Genomic DNA, 14,673 nt, shown 5'->3' with positions numbered 1-14,673 from the left:
CCCGCGCGGAGCCCGTCAGGGGTGGGCTCCGCGTGGGGGAATGAGGTGTGGAGGATTCAACTGTGACAGAACCGCCGAACAGGGCACCCCTCGACCGCTTCTCGCACTGGTACCCGCCCTTCGCGCCGGCCGAGGCCCCGCGGTCGGCGGTTCCCGCCGCGGAGCCCGAGCAGCCCGCCGCACCGACCTGGCTGAGCCCGGGCCACGAGAGCGCCTCGCCCGTTCGGGACGGTCGCGGCAAGCGGAAGTTCGCGGTCGCCGGAGCTGCCGCGGCGGTGGTCGCCGTCGTCGTCGGTGTAGTCGCCGTGTTCACCTCGAATTCCGAGGGAACTCCTGTCGCCGCCGCCGATTCGGGCTGGTGCGTCGCATCCCGCGACGGCTCGACCGTCGTCGGCAACGGTCCGGGCGGGACGTCCGACGGAGTCGCCGCGATCCTGGCCTTCGATCACGCCTACTACGTCGCCCGCAATGGCGCGAAGGCCCGCGAAGTCGCCACCCCCGACGCACCGCTGGGCTCCGCCGAGATGATCCAGCGCGGCATCGACTCGGTGCCGGAGGGCACCGAGCACTGCCTCGCCATCACCGAGACCGAACCCGGCCGCTACGCGGTGACGCTGTCGGAACTCCGGCCGGACGGGTCCACGAAACGGTACGAACAGGTCGTGACCACCGCGGACCGCGACGGTCGCACGTACATCACATCCATTGGAGACGCGAAGTGACCGACCAACTGCAGCAAGCACTTCCGGTGTCGACTCTCGTTCTCGGGGCGTGCGGTGGAGCCGGCGCCACGACGACGGCCCTCGGGCTCGCCAACACCGAGGCGGCACGCGGCGGAGCGGTCGTCGCCGTCGACGCCACCCCTGCGGGCGGTGATATCGCCGAACGCGGCGCCGATGCCCTGCTCTCCGTGAGCGGCCTGGAGCAACTGGTGGCCTCAGGTCCCGTCGCGGACGACGTGTTCGACGGCTACTGCTCGCGCACGACCGCCGGAACCCGCATCCTGAACCGCATCGGGAACCAGACCGCGGTGGAATCCGAATTCCACACTCTCACAAGCGCACTGAGCACTCGACGGGTGAGTGGGGTCCACGATCTCGGGCACCGGTTGCGCGCCGGATACCTCGCGCCGCTCCTGACCTCCCCGTCACCGATCGTTTTGGTCGTGCCGTGCCGGGCCGACGCGTTCAATCGTCTGCGTGCGGCCCTGCAGTCGATCGGTGACACACTCGGCGAACCCGGACTGGCACGTACCGTCGTCACCGTGTCGAACCAGGACGCCACCGGCTGGCAGGTGGACGTCGACCTTCTCCGCGAGTACCTCGGCGGACAGGTATGGGGCATCGAAACCATCCCCTACGACGAACATCTGGGCATGGGCATCGTCGTCGATCACGCGCGGCTGGCCCCGGAGACCCGGGCCGCATACGAGCGGGTGTCCGCCGCGGCCTCGGCCGTGGCCGAGGGTCGTCCGGAACTGGTCTGAGCGGACGCGTCCAGTACCCTTCCGGGCCGGGAGGACATTCGACATCGGGGGGATTGTCGTGGGGGAATTCGCCGGCGATCGCAGCGCGCTGCTCGCTGAAATGGACGCGTTCCGTCAGGGTTTCGGCCAGCCGGCGCAGCTGACCGACGCCCTCCGTTCGGCACTGCTCCTCATCCCACTGACCGACGACGACCGGCTGCTGACCAGCACGTTCGGCGAACTGACTTGTGTGTGCGCGTTCACCAGCGAGCAGGAGTACGCCCGATATCTGCTCGCCCGCGACGAGCAGGGCGGGGCACGACGCTTCCACACCGTGTTCGGGTGGCGGCTGCTCGACGTCCTCGTGCCGACAGTTTCCGGGCCGACCGGGGTCGTCATCGATGTCGCCGGAGCCACGCCGATGGCGTTTCCGCCGGTGGTCGAGGAGGTGCCCTGATGGGTGACCACCTCGAGGTCGACCCCGCCGTACTGATCCAGGCCGCGCAGGGAATCACGGCCATCACCGAATCCCTGTCCGGACTCGGGACCGGCGAAACGGCGTCCGCCGGGCGCGGGTTCTCCCTCCTCACACTCTCGCCGATGGAGGCCGGACAGCACGAGGTCCAGACGAGTCTCGAGGACTTCGCGGAACGGTGGTCGTGGGGCGTCCGCTATCTGGTCCAGTCGGCCAACGAGATTGCGCGCGTCCTCGACCTGGCCGCGGGCAGCTACTACACCACCGAACAGGTCTACTCCGATGCGCTGAAAACCGTGTGGACCAACACCGTCGGAAACCCCCACCTCAGCGGCGACGAGATCAGCGACCGCACGTGGGGTGAGACCCTCGCCGACAACCCGATCAACCAGACGCTCAACGCCGACTACAGCCTCGAATCCTTCGCGGCGGCGGACCAGACCGTCGCCGCCAACAACCAGGTCATCGCGGCAGTCGGTCCGCAGGCCCTGGCCAATGTCTCGCCGCTGGCGGACATGCTCGATTCGGGGACGACCCGAGCGTGGGACACCGATGCGTCGGAGCGGGCCGCAGGCATCATGTCGGCCGGCGGTGCGTCGTGAGCTGGCTCAGCGATACCTGGGACGACGCGAAGGGCGCGATCGACGAGTTCGGTGACGCCGCCGAGGACGCAATCGAGAGCACCGTGGAGAACGTCGGGCAAGCCGTCGACTCGGGTCTCGACTCCGCGGCAGGGCTTGCACATCGGATCGGCGCGGACGGCGTCGCGGACACCCTGACCGACCTCGGTGACGAGATCGCCGGCGTCACCGGCGGCCCCGTCGACGAACTGGATCTGGGGCAGACCGAGGACCCGAAGGAACTGATCCGCGGCGAACCGTCCGCCATCTCCGAGGCGACCACCACGCTGACCGACCTGGCCACCAGCATCGGCTCCACCGGCGACGCGCTCCTCACCGTCGACGCGGCCGGGTGGACGGGCAGTGCGGCCGACGGATTCAACGAGGTCTTCGACAAGCAACCCGGGCTGTGGCACGACGCCGCCGACGCGATGAACTCCGCGGCCCAGACCCTCGTCTCCTGGGGGCACACCGTCGAAGCCGCTCAGGCCAGGGCCGCCGACGCGGTGGCGAGATGGAAGCAGGCCGACGACGAGGAGCGGGCGAAGAAGTCCGCGTACAACGCACTGACCGGTGAACAACAGGCAGATAACCCACTCGTCGACACGTGGACCGCGATGCGCGAGGAGGCCCGCGACATCCTGCGCGGTGCCCGCGCCGAACGCGACGGCGTCGCAGGCCAGGTGTCGGGTGCGCTGAACGGCGCCGCCGCGACCGCCCCCACCGAGCCACCCTTCACCGAACGGTGGATGAACAACCTCACCGACGCCACCGACGGCGTCCACCTGGGCGTCGCCAACTTCTACTCCGGCCTGCTGACCGGACTCAGCGGAATCGTCCAATTCGTCCGGCAGGTCAACCCCACCGCCACCTACAACATGACCCATCCGGCCGACTACCAGGCCGGCCTGTCCAACCTCGCGACCGGGATCGTGATCGCCGCCGCCGACCCCGGAACCGTCGTCTCGACGATAGTCGGCGACATCCGGAAGAACCCGCTCGAGTTCGCCGGAGGCCTCACCGGCGACGCAGTGCTCACCGCCGCCACCGGCGGCGCGGGCGCCGGAGTCGCGGGCGCTCGCACCGCAGTTCACGTCCTCGACACCGCCGGCGACCTCGGCAACGGAGCCCGACTCCTCGACGACGTCGCCGACGTCAGCCACCTCCCGAAACCCGACACCCCGCACCCGGATACGCATCCCGCGGGCGCCGACCCGGTACCGTCTCCCGAACCGGCGCAGCCCGGTCCGGCCGAGCGCGCCGACGCCGATTCGGGCGTGAACGACGCCGCTCACGATGCCGGACCCGAAACCGATCGCACCAGTGACCAGAACTGCGAAGGCCGCGACCCCGTCGACGTCGCGACCGGTGAATTCCTGCTCCCCGAAACGGATCTGACACTTCCCGGTGTGCTGCCGCTGGTCTTCGGCCGACGGCATCGGTCCGGCTACCGATTCGGCCGGTGGTTCGGCCCGTCGTGGTCGTCCACCGTGGACATGCGCGTGGTGGTCGAAGAGCCGGGCGTGACGCTGCTCGCCGAGGACGGCGTCATGCTCACGTATCCGCATCCGGAGGTCGGGGCGCCGGTGATGCCGGATTCCGGGCAGCGCTGGCCGCTGTCGCGCACCGACACCGGCGGCTACCAGGTGTCCGACCCCGACCGCGGACTCACCTGGCATTTCGCACCCAAGCCGGAACTGGGCGGCCTCGATTCCGCACTCGGCAACCTCGCAATCAGTGCCATCACCGACCGCCACCGCAATCGCATCCTCTTCCGCTACGACGCCTCCGGCGCTCCCGTCGAGATGTCGCACTCCGGTGGCTACCGGGTTCTCGTCGACACTCGCGCGGGCCGGATCGTCGGGTTGTCCGTCGTCGACGGAGATGGTGCGACGCCGATTCGCCGATTCGCCGCTTCGACTACACCGACGGACAACTCACCGCCGTCGTCAAGGGCGGTGGCGGATCGACGCGGTACACGTACGACGCCGACGGCCGCATGCTGTCGTGGACCGACGGCAACGGCAACCGCATGGTCAACACGTACGACACGGAGGGGAGGGTGGTCCGGCAGAACGGCACCGGCGGCATCCTCGACTCGACGTTCGACTACCGCAGCAACGCGGACTGTCCGGGCATCGTCACCGTGGTCACCGACTCGACCGGCGCGGCGACGATCCACGGCTTCGACTCCGACCTGCGACTGCGGGACGTGGTCGACGCCACGGGGTCACGCACCCACACCGACTACAACGCCCGCCGTGAACCGCTCCGGATCGTCGGACCCGACGGCGCGACGACGAGCTACCTCTACACCGCAGACGGAGACGTCGCCCGGATCACCCGCCCGGACGGGCACGTCGTCGCCGTCGACTACGCCGGCCCCGCCAACCTGCGGCGATCCACCACCCCGACGGCACCGTGTCGCGGCAGGAATGGGACGAGCGGGGAAACCTGGTTGCCGTCGTCGATGCATCAGGTGGCCGCACCCGGTACGGCTACGACCCGTCCGGAAGCCTGACCTCGATCATCGACCCGGCCGGGGGCGCGCACGTCCGTCGAATGCGACCGGGCCGGACTGCCGGCCGCCGTCACGGACGCGAACGGCGCCGTCACCCGCATCACCCGGGACGGATTCGGCCGGCCCACCGCCGTCACCGACCCCGCCGGTCAGTCCACGGCCTACCGATGGTCGGCGGACGGTCAGCTCGTCGCGCGCATCCACCCGGACGGCGTCACCGAAACCTGGGCGTACGACGGCGAGGGCAACCTCCTGGTCCACACGGACGCAGTCGGGGCCACCACCACCTACGAGTACGGCGCGTTCGACCTGCTCGCCGCCCGCACCGATCCCGACGGCAGCACCACCACGTACGGCTGGGACACCGAGCGCAGACTTGTTTCCGTCACGAACCCGCTGGGTGCCACGTGGTCGTACCGGTACGACGCGGTCGGCCGGCTCGCCGAGGAAACCGATTTAACCGGCGCCACAACTGTTTACACGTACGACGGTGCGGGCCGCGTCGCGTCGGTCACCCCCGCCACCGGCATCACACGACGGCACACCTACGACGTCCTCGGCAGGGTCACCGATATCCGCGCCGACACCGGCGAGCACCTCCACTACGAGCACGATCTCGCGGGACGCGTCACCACAGCCGTCACCCGCACGGGCCACTCGCTACAACTCGCGTACTCGCCGACCGGGCAATTGGTCAGCGAGACCGTCGACGACAATCCGGCGCTGCAGTTCGAGTACGACGCGGTCGGTCGACGCACCATCAGGTCCAGCCCGACCGGAAGCGTGACGAGTTGGCAGTGGGATCCCGCGGGACGCCCACTGGGACTCACCACCGATGGTCACCATCTGACGTTCGGTCACGACGCCGTCGGCCGAGTGACCGACTGGCGCGTCGGCGAACTCGCAGTCCACCGCGGCCACACCTCACGTGGCCAACTCGCCACCCAGGACGTGATCGCGCACCCGGCCTCCACCCTGAACCTCGGTGTGGAGGCGAGCGCCCCGCCTCGGGCTATGAGGCAGGACTGCTACGCATACCGCCCCGACGGATACCTCGTCGACCACAACATCCGTCGCGACGCTATCGATGCCGTCCACCGCAGTTTCGACCTCGACCCGGCCGGCCGGATCACCGCGGTCGTGCAGGACGGCCACCCCACCGAGCAGTACAGCTACGACCCGCTCGGCAACATCACCGATTCCGGGTCGGATCGTCGCGAGTACCTCGGCAATCTGCTCGTCCGTGACGGGCGCACCAGATTCCACTACGACGCCGTCGGACGCCTGATCCGGAAGACCACCACCCGGCCCTCACATGCACCCGACGTGTGGCACTACCGCTACAACGCGTTCGATCAGCTCACCGACGTCACCACCCCCGACGGCCCGCACTGGCACTACACCTACGACGCCCTCGGCCGACGCACCACCAAACACCGACTCGACCACGACGGCGCCGTCGCCGTCGCCGAACTCATCCGATACACCTGGGACGGCACGCACCTCCTCGAGCAGACCGCAGGCGACACGACCACCCGCTGGACCTACCAGCACGGCAGCTACACACCACTCACCCAAGCCGTCGATCAAGGCTCCGTCGACGCCGAGTTCTACGCCATCGTCACCGACCTCGTCGGAACCCCCGTAGAACTCGTCGACCCCCGAACCGCCGACAGCGTCGCCGACGCCACCACCGACCTGTGGGGACACACCACCTGGCGCGGCGCCACCGACACACACCTCCGCTTCCCCGGCCAATACCACGACCCCGAAACCGGCCTCCACTACAACCTGCACCGGTACTACAACCCCCACACCGCCCGATACCTCACCCAAGACCCACTCGGCCTCGCCCCCTCACCCAACCCGAACACCTACCCCCACAACCCCACCGGATGGACCGATCCCCTCGGCTTGGTGCCATGTCCACCCACGACCATCGAAGGGCCGAACGGGGAATCGTTGCCTGCTGTACAGCCCGGAGCCGTGGGCACACCGGTGGATTCCGGGAAGGGATTGCAGTATCCAATTTCACCAAACACACCTGGCCTGGATCCACGCGTCACGTCCGTACGGATCATGGACCCTGTCACTACTCCTCGCTGGAGTTACCCGCATGGTTATGCCGTGTACCAAAACTCTGCTGGACAAACGGTCAATCCGATAACAGGCCGGACTACGGTAGGCAAGGCTGATCCGTTTGCACACATTCCATTGCCCGACCCGAATCCATGAATTCGCAGGCAGTTTCACTACATTGAAGAGAAGGTCCAATGGCAACCGTCGAATCCATCGTCCGTTCTGACCTCCACCAGAGTCCGATCGGCAAGACCGACTGGGATCCGCTACTGATCGACGACTTGCTGCAGGAATGTGCGCTCCTGGATGTGCGACACTTTGCGTCAAGTTCTGTCGTAGGCTTGTTGCTCGATCTGAGGACGGCACTGCAGCTCGATGTCGGAAATACTGCACTTCTCGTCATCGGAGGAGTTTCAGGCTATTCGTGGGTATCGGATGCTCTCGAAGCTGACACCATGATGAGGACTGTCGTCGGATCGAAACCCACCCCGTCTGCCACGGACTACAAAATCGAACTAGCGTGCTCTCCGCAATCCACATTCGAGGCAAAGGGAAAATGGGCTTCCTTCTTTGAAGGAAACGTGAGGAGCATTGGAGAATCTCAGCCTGATCTGACATCCGACGATCCGGCGACCCTGGTATCGGGATTCCCCAACTGGCAGTCCGAACTGGAAGTTGTGTACTCGACAATCGCCCGTGGCTAGCTGGCCCGCATAACCGTTCTTCCCAGTGAGCATTCGCATGGTGGACTCCCATTGAAGCCCGGATGGAACCGGGGAATCTCGAATTGAGGACGAACATGGCTGTCTCGAGACCAAGCGGGGTCCAGACTCGCGAAGAATTCATCGAGTTCATCCGCAATCTCGCAGCTGAGGTGGCCAGTCGCGGGGAAGAATTCGAGAATCTCACAACACATGACTACCTCTCAGCAGCTGCGGCCTGGACCGAGGACATGGATGGTTACTTCGGCAACTTAGGTCTATCAATGCCGAGGAACGAGAACTGGAGCTTCATCGCGACGATTCTCACTGCCGCACTTCGATATGAATAGCTCGTTCCAAGCTAATCCGACACCTAGATTACCTTGCATCCGCGCGCATTTTAGCTGTTTGCATCCGCAATTGCGTACGCGGATGACCAATCGGTGCGCGGCTATGCAAGACTCAACCGCGTGTACCACCAGTTCGCATTTCCCACTTCGGATGAATTGGCGGAGTTCCATCAAATAGCGTCTCAACCGCTTCCTGATACGCCGGGTGGCTATATCCTCCGCGCATCACGTGATGGCGATGAAGGTGTCGAACTGTCGTCGACCCTTTGGGCCGTTCAATCAGGCTCCGATTTTCGATCCTCTCACGACTCGTCCTGGATATGTTTCGCGACGGAGCAACAAGGCTCCGGCTGTCTGAATCCAAGGGGGAGCTCGTCATTGCAATCGAATTCGAATCAGCTGAAATCGGCGGCGCCTTGACTATCACCGTCGGCGAAAAAATTAGCGTAAAGGATTCACTCGTGCTTCGCTGAAGACACCGCATGCCGTTCGAGACGTTTGCTCATGGATTAGCTATTTGCACAGGAAATTGCGTGGGCGTTTAGCAAATCAGTGTGCAAACTCGACCGACCGCGCCGCAAACGCGACGGCCGGCACCGAATCCTCACCCCTCCAGCAACGCCTTCAGCTTCTGCAGGTCGGCGGTGACGGCTGCGGCGTCGTCGGCGAACTCTTCGGCGGTGACGCCGTCGCGGCGGCGGATGGTGAAGACGACTTCGCTGTGGTCACCGTCGGGGATGATGCGGACGGGGTTGTAGACGGTGTCGCCGGACGGGAGGGTGACGTCGTGGTCGAGGATGCCGTAATCGTTGGCGGGTGCGAAGGTCACGGCCACCTGACCCATCGGGGAGTCGGCGAGCCAGCGGTCGCCGTCGCGGGTGATGGTGCTGCTGAGGCCGGCGGCCCAGGCGGGGAGGTTGGCGGGATCGCTCGCGTAGGCGTACACATCGGCGGCGGTCCGAGCGATGAACACACTGACATGGGTTGATTCGGTGGTCATGACTCCCAGCATCCCCGCTGCACGGCCCGGGGAATTGAAGAAATCGGACCCGCGATGTCCGAAACCTTCAATTCGGGTCGGCCCGAGGTCGTTAGCGTTCTGGACATGACCGCAACATTCAGTGCCATCGAACTGGTCGTCCGCGACCTGCCCGCGTCGCTCGCGTTCTACCGGCGACTCGGACTCGACATTCCCGCCGACGCCGATCAGGCGCCGCACGTCGAGTTCGAATTTCCCGGCGGAATGCGCGTGCTGTGGGACACGATCGAGACGATCCGCTCGTTCACACCCGACTGGACCGAACCCACCGGAGGGCATCGCATCGCGCTCGCCTTCGACTGCGGGACCGCCGCAGGCGTCGACAGCCTCTTCGACGAGATCACGGGCGACGGCTACACCGGCAAGAAGAGGCCGTGGGACGCACCGTGGGGGCAGCGTTACGCCACCGTCGACGATCCCGACGGCAACTCCGTGGACCTGTTCGCAGCGCTCACGCCGTGACCAACTGGCCGAAGGTGCGGCCGGTCAACTCCTGAGCCTCCCGGATGAGGTGGGCCTGGTCGGCGAACCCGGCCATGCCGGCCGCCTGCGCAGCGGGGACGGACGACCCGGCCAACCCCAGCGCCGACTGCAACCGCAGGATCCGGGCCAGCATCTTCGGCCCGTAACCGAACTGCCGGCGGCACAGGCGGTGCAGCTGGCGCTCGCCGACCCCGATCCGGTCCGCGACCTCGCGAACGGACGCCTGCTGCTCGAGCAGACCGACGATCACGGGGATCCGGCCGTCCGGCGGCGGCCCGACAAGCCGACGGGACCGTGCAAACTCCTCGAGCGTCCGCCCGGGGTCGGCGTCGTCGCCGATCCGGCCGAGGAATTCCGCGGTGCCGCGGTCGCTCAGCACGTCGGCGAGCGGGACCCGCAGATTGGTCAGTTCCTCGGCCGGTACACCGAGGAGATCGGGGAGAATTCCTGGGGAACAACGCAATCCGACGTAACGATCGCCCTCGCGGCTGCGGGTGGGATACGGCCGGGAGTCGGGGCCCGCCACGACGACGTCGCCGTTCATCCAGATGAGGTCCATGCAGCCGTCGGGCAGGATGGCAGCCGCACCCCCGGCTGCGGTCTTCTGCCACACCACAGCGCCGGGGAGCACCGACCGCCGTTCCGCGTACATGACCCCATGCTAGGCAGCCACCACGACATTCCGCTTCGGCGTCAGGTCTCCGGCTCGCTCGCGTGCAGGTCCGGCTCCCAGTCGTAGACGACGGCGGTTCGCAGCAGGATGTCCTGCAGCGACCGGCGGCGACGGTCGACGGCCGCCCATAGCAATCCGAAACCGAACATCACGCACAACACCGCCCGGACGAGGGAGCGCAGCCAGCCGATCAGTTCGCCGTTGCGACTGACCACCCGCAGCCCCATCGTCACGGCACCGACGGTGCGGCCGCTGACCGCCCAGCACGCCGTCAGATACACCACCGACACGACGATGAACAACGTGACGGAGAGCAAGGCGCTGGCGTCGGGGAACGAGAACTCCTGTGGTGAGAACAGCAGGCGCAGGAACAGCGCGCCCACGTAGATGCCGCCCATCACGGCCAGGACGACCGCGAGGTCGATGCCGGTGGCCAGACCCCGGGTGACGATCCCGGCCGCACGATGCGCCGGCGCGCTCATGCATCGTCCGGTTCGTGCCCGCGCCCGAACAACTTGCCCACGAATCCGGCGACGGCGTCGTCGGCCTGCATGCCCTGGGTGCGCACGCCCCGGACCGCCTCGTTGGACATCGAGTCGGTCGATTCACGGATGATGCGCGGGAGGTCGACGCCCTCGATCACGGTGTCGGCGAGAACGACCAGGTCGACGCGTCCGATGACGGAATCCACGTCGACGCGGTCGACGATCGCATCCACGTCGATCCGGGCAGCGACGGCGTCGATGTCGACGCGATCGAGGATGATGGGGATGTCGACGCGGGCGGCGATGGCGTCCACATCCACCCGGTCGATGATGCGCTGGATGTCGATGCCCTCGGCGACGACGTCGAGGTCGACGTGATCACGGACGATCGTGGTGAGATCCACCTCCTGAAGGGCGGCCTGCACGACCCTCCGCAGCACCGTGTGCAGTACCCGATCGGCTAGTTCGTCGGCGCCGCGCAGTGTCTCGGCGCCGCGTTCCTCCAGCGTGACCAGTACGGGCTCGACTCCCGGCAGGCGGCGCGCCGTGTCGATGCCGAAGCCGATCACACGCTGCAAGGCCCCGGCGGCGGTCGCGGCGGCGCCGACCGCGAGGCGCAGCGGATCGGGGGCTCTCCTGCCGTCCATATCCGCTATCCAAGCCGGTCGACGCCGCGGCCGCACGGGTTCCCGCGATCTGGGTCACCCGCGAGGAGCGCCGGGGCCGTGCACGATTCGTGGGGCAGGCTTTCCGGATGCCCGCTGAGGAGCCCAACCGGCGAGTTCGGTGAGCATTTCGGCGACCCGATCCGAGCACTGCGCGGGATCCGGTGCCGGCCCCAGCCCGAGCGCCTCGACCACCAGAACGTTCCCCTGCGAGAGGCCGTGGACTCCGAGCGACCACCCGAAGTGGCGGTTCCAGGCCAGGACGGCCTTCCGTCCGCGGTAGTAGGGGATCTCGCTGGAAAGGGTCACGACCACGTCGAACGCCGGGGTGAACCACCAGTCGACCGACAGGGCGTCCACCGTCGCCGCGACGGACCCGACGTACTCACCGACATTCGCCGAGCTGGTGGCCCGGACCTGGCTGATGCTCATCTACAACCCACTCTCGACGTTCGCAGAAACCGAGCGGAAGAAGCCGGACGGCAGGTTCACACTCGAGTCATTCGTCACGAACCACCGAGGGGACGGGTTCCGGTCGGAAAGGGCCGGAGGTTCGCGACGTGGCTTCCACTCCATCGTCGGGCTGTGCCGGCCGCCCGGGTAGGCACCCTGGGGTGGGGATGACACCACCCCGGCGGGTCTGTCGGCTAACGGAATCCGGTGCCGCACCGACACAGACAACATCCGGACCCGAAGGAGTATTCGATGACCCACAGGTTCCTCAGGATTCTCGCCGGAGCGGCCGCGTCGTCCGCCGCCCTGGTTGCTCTGGGCTCCGCACCCGCGCAGGCCGAGCCCACGGCCGACTGTCACACCGCGACCACACCCACGTCCGGGACGTCGCACTGCACGGCGCAGGACGTGCCCGCAGGCAGGACCGCCGTACACATCGGGACGGTCGAATGCTTCGGCCTGACGCCGCGGGCGATTCCGGGACCGGGCGGTGTGTCGCACATTCCGTGGATCCAGGGCTATCGCCGCGACGGCGTGTGGGTGCCGGCCGGGACACCGTCCACCGGATCGTGCGTCGCCGGGAACGGCGCGCCGTGGTGGGAGGTCGGCGTCTCCACGGGCGCGTACACGACCTGCGGACTGCAGGAGGGGATCGTCACGTACGTCAGCGTCGGGTGCAATCCGATCCGCCCCCAGTAGACCCCGGTACCGCCAACGAAACGAGGCCACGAACTCCGGAGAGTTCGTGGCCTCGTTGTCGCGATTCCGAAGAATCGCTGGTGGTGGGCGAAGGGGGACTTGAACCCCCACGTCCCGAAGGACACTGGCACCTGAAGCCAGCGCGTCTGCCATTCCGCCACTCGCCCGAGCGACCCGGAAACATTAACACGAGGACGCCAGAAATCACGATTCGTACAGGTCAGACCCCGAAACGGCGACAGAAACACCCGTCCAGGCAAAGACCGATATCATGCAAGGGCGTGGACCCGTGTCATGGCCCGAGGCAATGACAGTACCGTGGGATACACGCACGGCAGCGGCGCGACACGAACGTGTCTCGTCACAGCCACTGCGCACCGAGGACAGAAGGCCCGACCGACAGACACCGTGAGGAGGTTCCGATGGGGATAGTTCAACGTTTCGAGCGGAAGCTCCAGGGAGCCGTGGGTGACGCGTTCGCCCGGGTCTTCGGCGGTGGTGTGGTGCCGCAGGAGGTGGAGGCCGCGCTGCAGCAGGAAGCCTCCGACCGGATCCGGCAACTGGACGGCGGGCACCTGCTCGCGCCGAACAGCTATGTCATCGCCATCAACAACTCGGATCACGAAGAACTCGCCGCCGACCGTGAGTTGACGGTCAAGGCCTTCGCCCGACACCTCGAAGACTTCATTCGCGACCAGGGCTGGCAGACGTATGGTCCCATTCATGTCGCGTTCGAACCCTCGCCGTCACTGCACACCGGGCAGTTCCGCACCCGGGGTTCGGTGGATCCGGACGCCGGCCGCCAGGGTGCGGCCACGCCGGGGCGACCCGAACCGCCACGCGGTCCCGCACCGCGACCACAGGCACCGTTTGTACCCGTCACGTCGAATCCAGGAGCTGGCCCCATGACGCAGAACTCAGGCTACGACCCCAGCCGCGAACCAGCGGGCAACCGCAATCCCGACCCGCAGTACGCGCGCAACGGTCATGCCCATGCAGGTCAGGACCAGCGATACCCGCAGGGCTACCAGAACGGTTACGACCGCGGCGGCTATCAGCAGGGCGGCTACGACCAGCAGCAGTACCCCGACGACCAGCGCGGTGGGTACCCCCAGGACCAGGCCTACGGTCAGGCGTACGACCAGGGCGCGCAGGCTCCCGGCTACGAGCAGCCCGCGGACGCCGGTTACGACTACCAGCAGGGCGGCTACCAGCAGGACTACCAGGGCGGCTACGACCAGCAGGCGCCCGCGCGCTACCCGGACGGTTCCTACGCCGACGCCGGCTACCAGCAGCCGCAGGGCTACGACCAGGGTTACGACCGCGGCGGGTACGGCCAGGGCGGCTACGACCAGCAGCAGTACGACCAGCAGGGCTACGCCGACTACGACCAGGGCGGCTACGGCCAGCAGGCGTACGCACCCGACGGCCACACGTTCACGGCGACTCTGCAGCTCGAGGACGGCAGCGGACGCCACTTCCAGCTGCGTGAGGGCAACAACATCATCGGCCGCGGCCAGGAGGCGCAGTTCCGCCTCCCCGACACCGGTGTGTCGCGCCGCCACATCGACATTCGCTGGGACGGTCAGGTCGCGATGCTGTCCGACCTGGGTTCCACCAACGGCACCACCGTCAACGGTGCCCCGGTGCAGGACTGGCAGCTGGCCGACGGAGACATCATCCGGGCCGGTCATTCGGAGATCCTGGTCCGAATCCTCTGAGACTCCACCGAGTTGGGACCCCGAAGAGACATCGCCGAGACCCGAACCCGAAACCCCTCGCCGAGACACAACCGAGACGGCTTCGATACTGGACCGACATCGCGTCGGAGCCCGTGTCGGACGTAACACGGTGGGGACTCCGTATCGTTGTGGGCTGTCCGTATCCTGATCGCAGGGTGCGGGTTGCCCCTATGATGCTGCGAGAAAAAGACGCCGGAGTCTCGACCGTTCCGGCCACAGAAGG

Annotated in this window: 16 protein-coding genes and 1 tRNA gene; 11 read left to right on the top strand and 6 right to left on the bottom strand. The window is 67.0% G+C overall.

Going from position 1 to position 14,673, the window contains the following annotated elements:
- Positions 1-62 precede the first annotated feature (62 nt).
- The 8 genes from ROP_RS17445 to ROP_RS17420 all read left to right on the top strand — a co-directional run bounded on the left by ROP_RS17445 (position 63) and on the right by ROP_RS17420 (position 8,211).
- A complete protein-coding gene (locus tag ROP_RS17445) occupies positions 63-722 on the top strand; it encodes a hypothetical protein (protein ID WP_080512494.1) in 660 nt (219 codons plus the stop codon).
- On the top strand, positions 719-1,486 hold the full coding sequence (locus ROP_RS17440; protein WP_012690716.1) for a hypothetical protein: 768 nt from the start codon (positions 719-721) through the stop codon (positions 1,484-1,486). Before ROP_RS17445 ends, ROP_RS17440 begins: the two co-directional genes overlap by 4 nt.
- Before the next feature lie 58 nt (positions 1,487-1,544).
- The gene (locus ROP_RS17435; RefSeq protein ID WP_012690715.1) at positions 1,545-1,922 is read left to right on the top strand and encodes a hypothetical protein; all 378 of its coding nucleotides are present in this window, start codon (positions 1,545-1,547) and stop codon (positions 1,920-1,922) included.
- Entirely contained in the window at positions 1,922-2,542 is a 621-nt protein-coding gene (locus ROP_RS17430; protein ID WP_012690714.1) for a hypothetical protein, read from the top strand. Before ROP_RS17435 ends, ROP_RS17430 begins: the two co-directional genes overlap by 1 nt.
- Entirely contained in the window at positions 2,539-5,541 is a 3,003-nt protein-coding gene (locus ROP_RS45265) for a putative T7SS-secreted protein (protein WP_050785091.1), read from the top strand. Before ROP_RS17430 ends, ROP_RS45265 begins: the two co-directional genes overlap by 4 nt.
- 230 nt (positions 5,542-5,771) lie before the next feature.
- Positions 5,772-7,316: an RHS repeat-associated core domain-containing protein gene (locus ROP_RS44180; RefSeq protein ID WP_012690713.1), complete on the top strand. Its 1,545-nt coding sequence runs from the start codon at positions 5,772-5,774 to the stop codon at positions 7,314-7,316.
- 38 nt (positions 7,317-7,354) lie between these two features.
- Positions 7,355-7,864 (top strand): hypothetical protein, encoded by a 510-nt coding sequence (locus tag ROP_RS42655; protein ID WP_148222487.1) that lies wholly within the window; start codon positions 7,355-7,357, stop codon positions 7,862-7,864.
- Between the two features lie 95 nt (positions 7,865-7,959).
- Positions 7,960-8,211, top strand: a complete 252-nt coding sequence (locus ROP_RS17420) for a DUF7660 family protein (RefSeq protein ID WP_043826653.1) — start codon at positions 7,960-7,962, stop codon at positions 8,209-8,211.
- Positions 8,212-8,815: 604 nt separating this feature from the next.
- On the opposite strand, the gene ROP_RS17415 is transcribed toward ROP_RS17420, so the two are convergent.
- Positions 8,816-9,211: an SRPBCC family protein gene (locus ROP_RS17415; protein WP_012690712.1), complete on the bottom strand. Its 396-nt coding sequence runs from the start codon at positions 9,209-9,211 to the stop codon at positions 8,816-8,818.
- A gap of 105 nt (positions 9,212-9,316) precedes the next feature.
- On the opposite strand from ROP_RS17415, the gene ROP_RS17410 reads away from it, so the two are divergent.
- Positions 9,317-9,712, top strand: a complete 396-nt coding sequence (locus ROP_RS17410) for a VOC family protein (RefSeq protein WP_012690711.1) — start codon at positions 9,317-9,319, stop codon at positions 9,710-9,712.
- Here the strand turns inward: ROP_RS17410 and ROP_RS17405 are convergent.
- From ROP_RS17405 to ROP_RS17390, 4 genes are read right to left on the bottom strand one after another with little or no spacing between them, the layout of a single operon-like run.
- On the bottom strand, positions 9,702-10,385 hold the full coding sequence (locus tag ROP_RS17405; RefSeq protein WP_012690710.1) for a helix-turn-helix domain-containing protein: 684 nt from the start codon (positions 10,383-10,385) through the stop codon (positions 9,702-9,704). The genes ROP_RS17410 and ROP_RS17405 overlap by 11 nt on opposite strands.
- Before the next feature lie 41 nt (positions 10,386-10,426).
- Positions 10,427-10,888 (bottom strand): RDD family protein, encoded by a 462-nt coding sequence (locus tag ROP_RS17400; protein ID WP_012690709.1) that lies wholly within the window; start codon positions 10,886-10,888, stop codon positions 10,427-10,429.
- Positions 10,885-11,538: a hypothetical protein gene (locus ROP_RS17395; RefSeq protein WP_012690708.1), complete on the bottom strand. Its 654-nt coding sequence runs from the start codon at positions 11,536-11,538 to the stop codon at positions 10,885-10,887. The genes ROP_RS17400 and ROP_RS17395 overlap by 4 nt, the downstream gene beginning before the upstream one ends.
- A gap of 54 nt (positions 11,539-11,592) precedes the next feature.
- Complete coding sequence (locus ROP_RS17390; protein WP_012690707.1) at positions 11,593-11,988, bottom strand: DUF6292 family protein; 396 nt, start codon at positions 11,986-11,988, stop codon at positions 11,593-11,595.
- 273 nt (positions 11,989-12,261) lie between these two features.
- Between ROP_RS17390 and ROP_RS17380 the strand changes: the two genes are divergently transcribed.
- Positions 12,262-12,708, top strand: a complete 447-nt coding sequence (locus ROP_RS17380; protein WP_012690706.1) for a hypothetical protein — start codon at positions 12,262-12,264, stop codon at positions 12,706-12,708.
- A gap of 81 nt (positions 12,709-12,789) precedes the next feature.
- Here ROP_RS17380 and ROP_RS17375 read toward each other — a convergent pair.
- Positions 12,790-12,875 (bottom strand) — tRNA-Leu (locus ROP_RS17375).
- Positions 12,876-13,130: 255 nt separating this feature from the next.
- Here ROP_RS17375 and ROP_RS17370 point away from each other — a divergent pair.
- Positions 13,131-14,429 carry a DUF3662 and FHA domain-containing protein gene (locus ROP_RS17370; protein WP_012690705.1) on the top strand — a complete coding sequence of 433 codons (1,299 nt, stop codon included), beginning with the start codon at positions 13,131-13,133 and terminating at the stop codon, positions 14,427-14,429.
- The last annotated feature ends 244 nt before the right edge of the window (positions 14,430-14,673 follow it).

The sequence above is a fragment of the Rhodococcus opacus B4 genome (genome assembly GCF_000010805.1).
Lineage (GTDB): Bacteria > Actinomycetota > Actinomycetes > Mycobacteriales > Mycobacteriaceae > Rhodococcus_F > Rhodococcus_F opacus_C.
The sequence above is the reverse complement of the archived record's forward strand: the minus strand, read 5'-3'. Positions and strand labels throughout refer to the sequence as shown.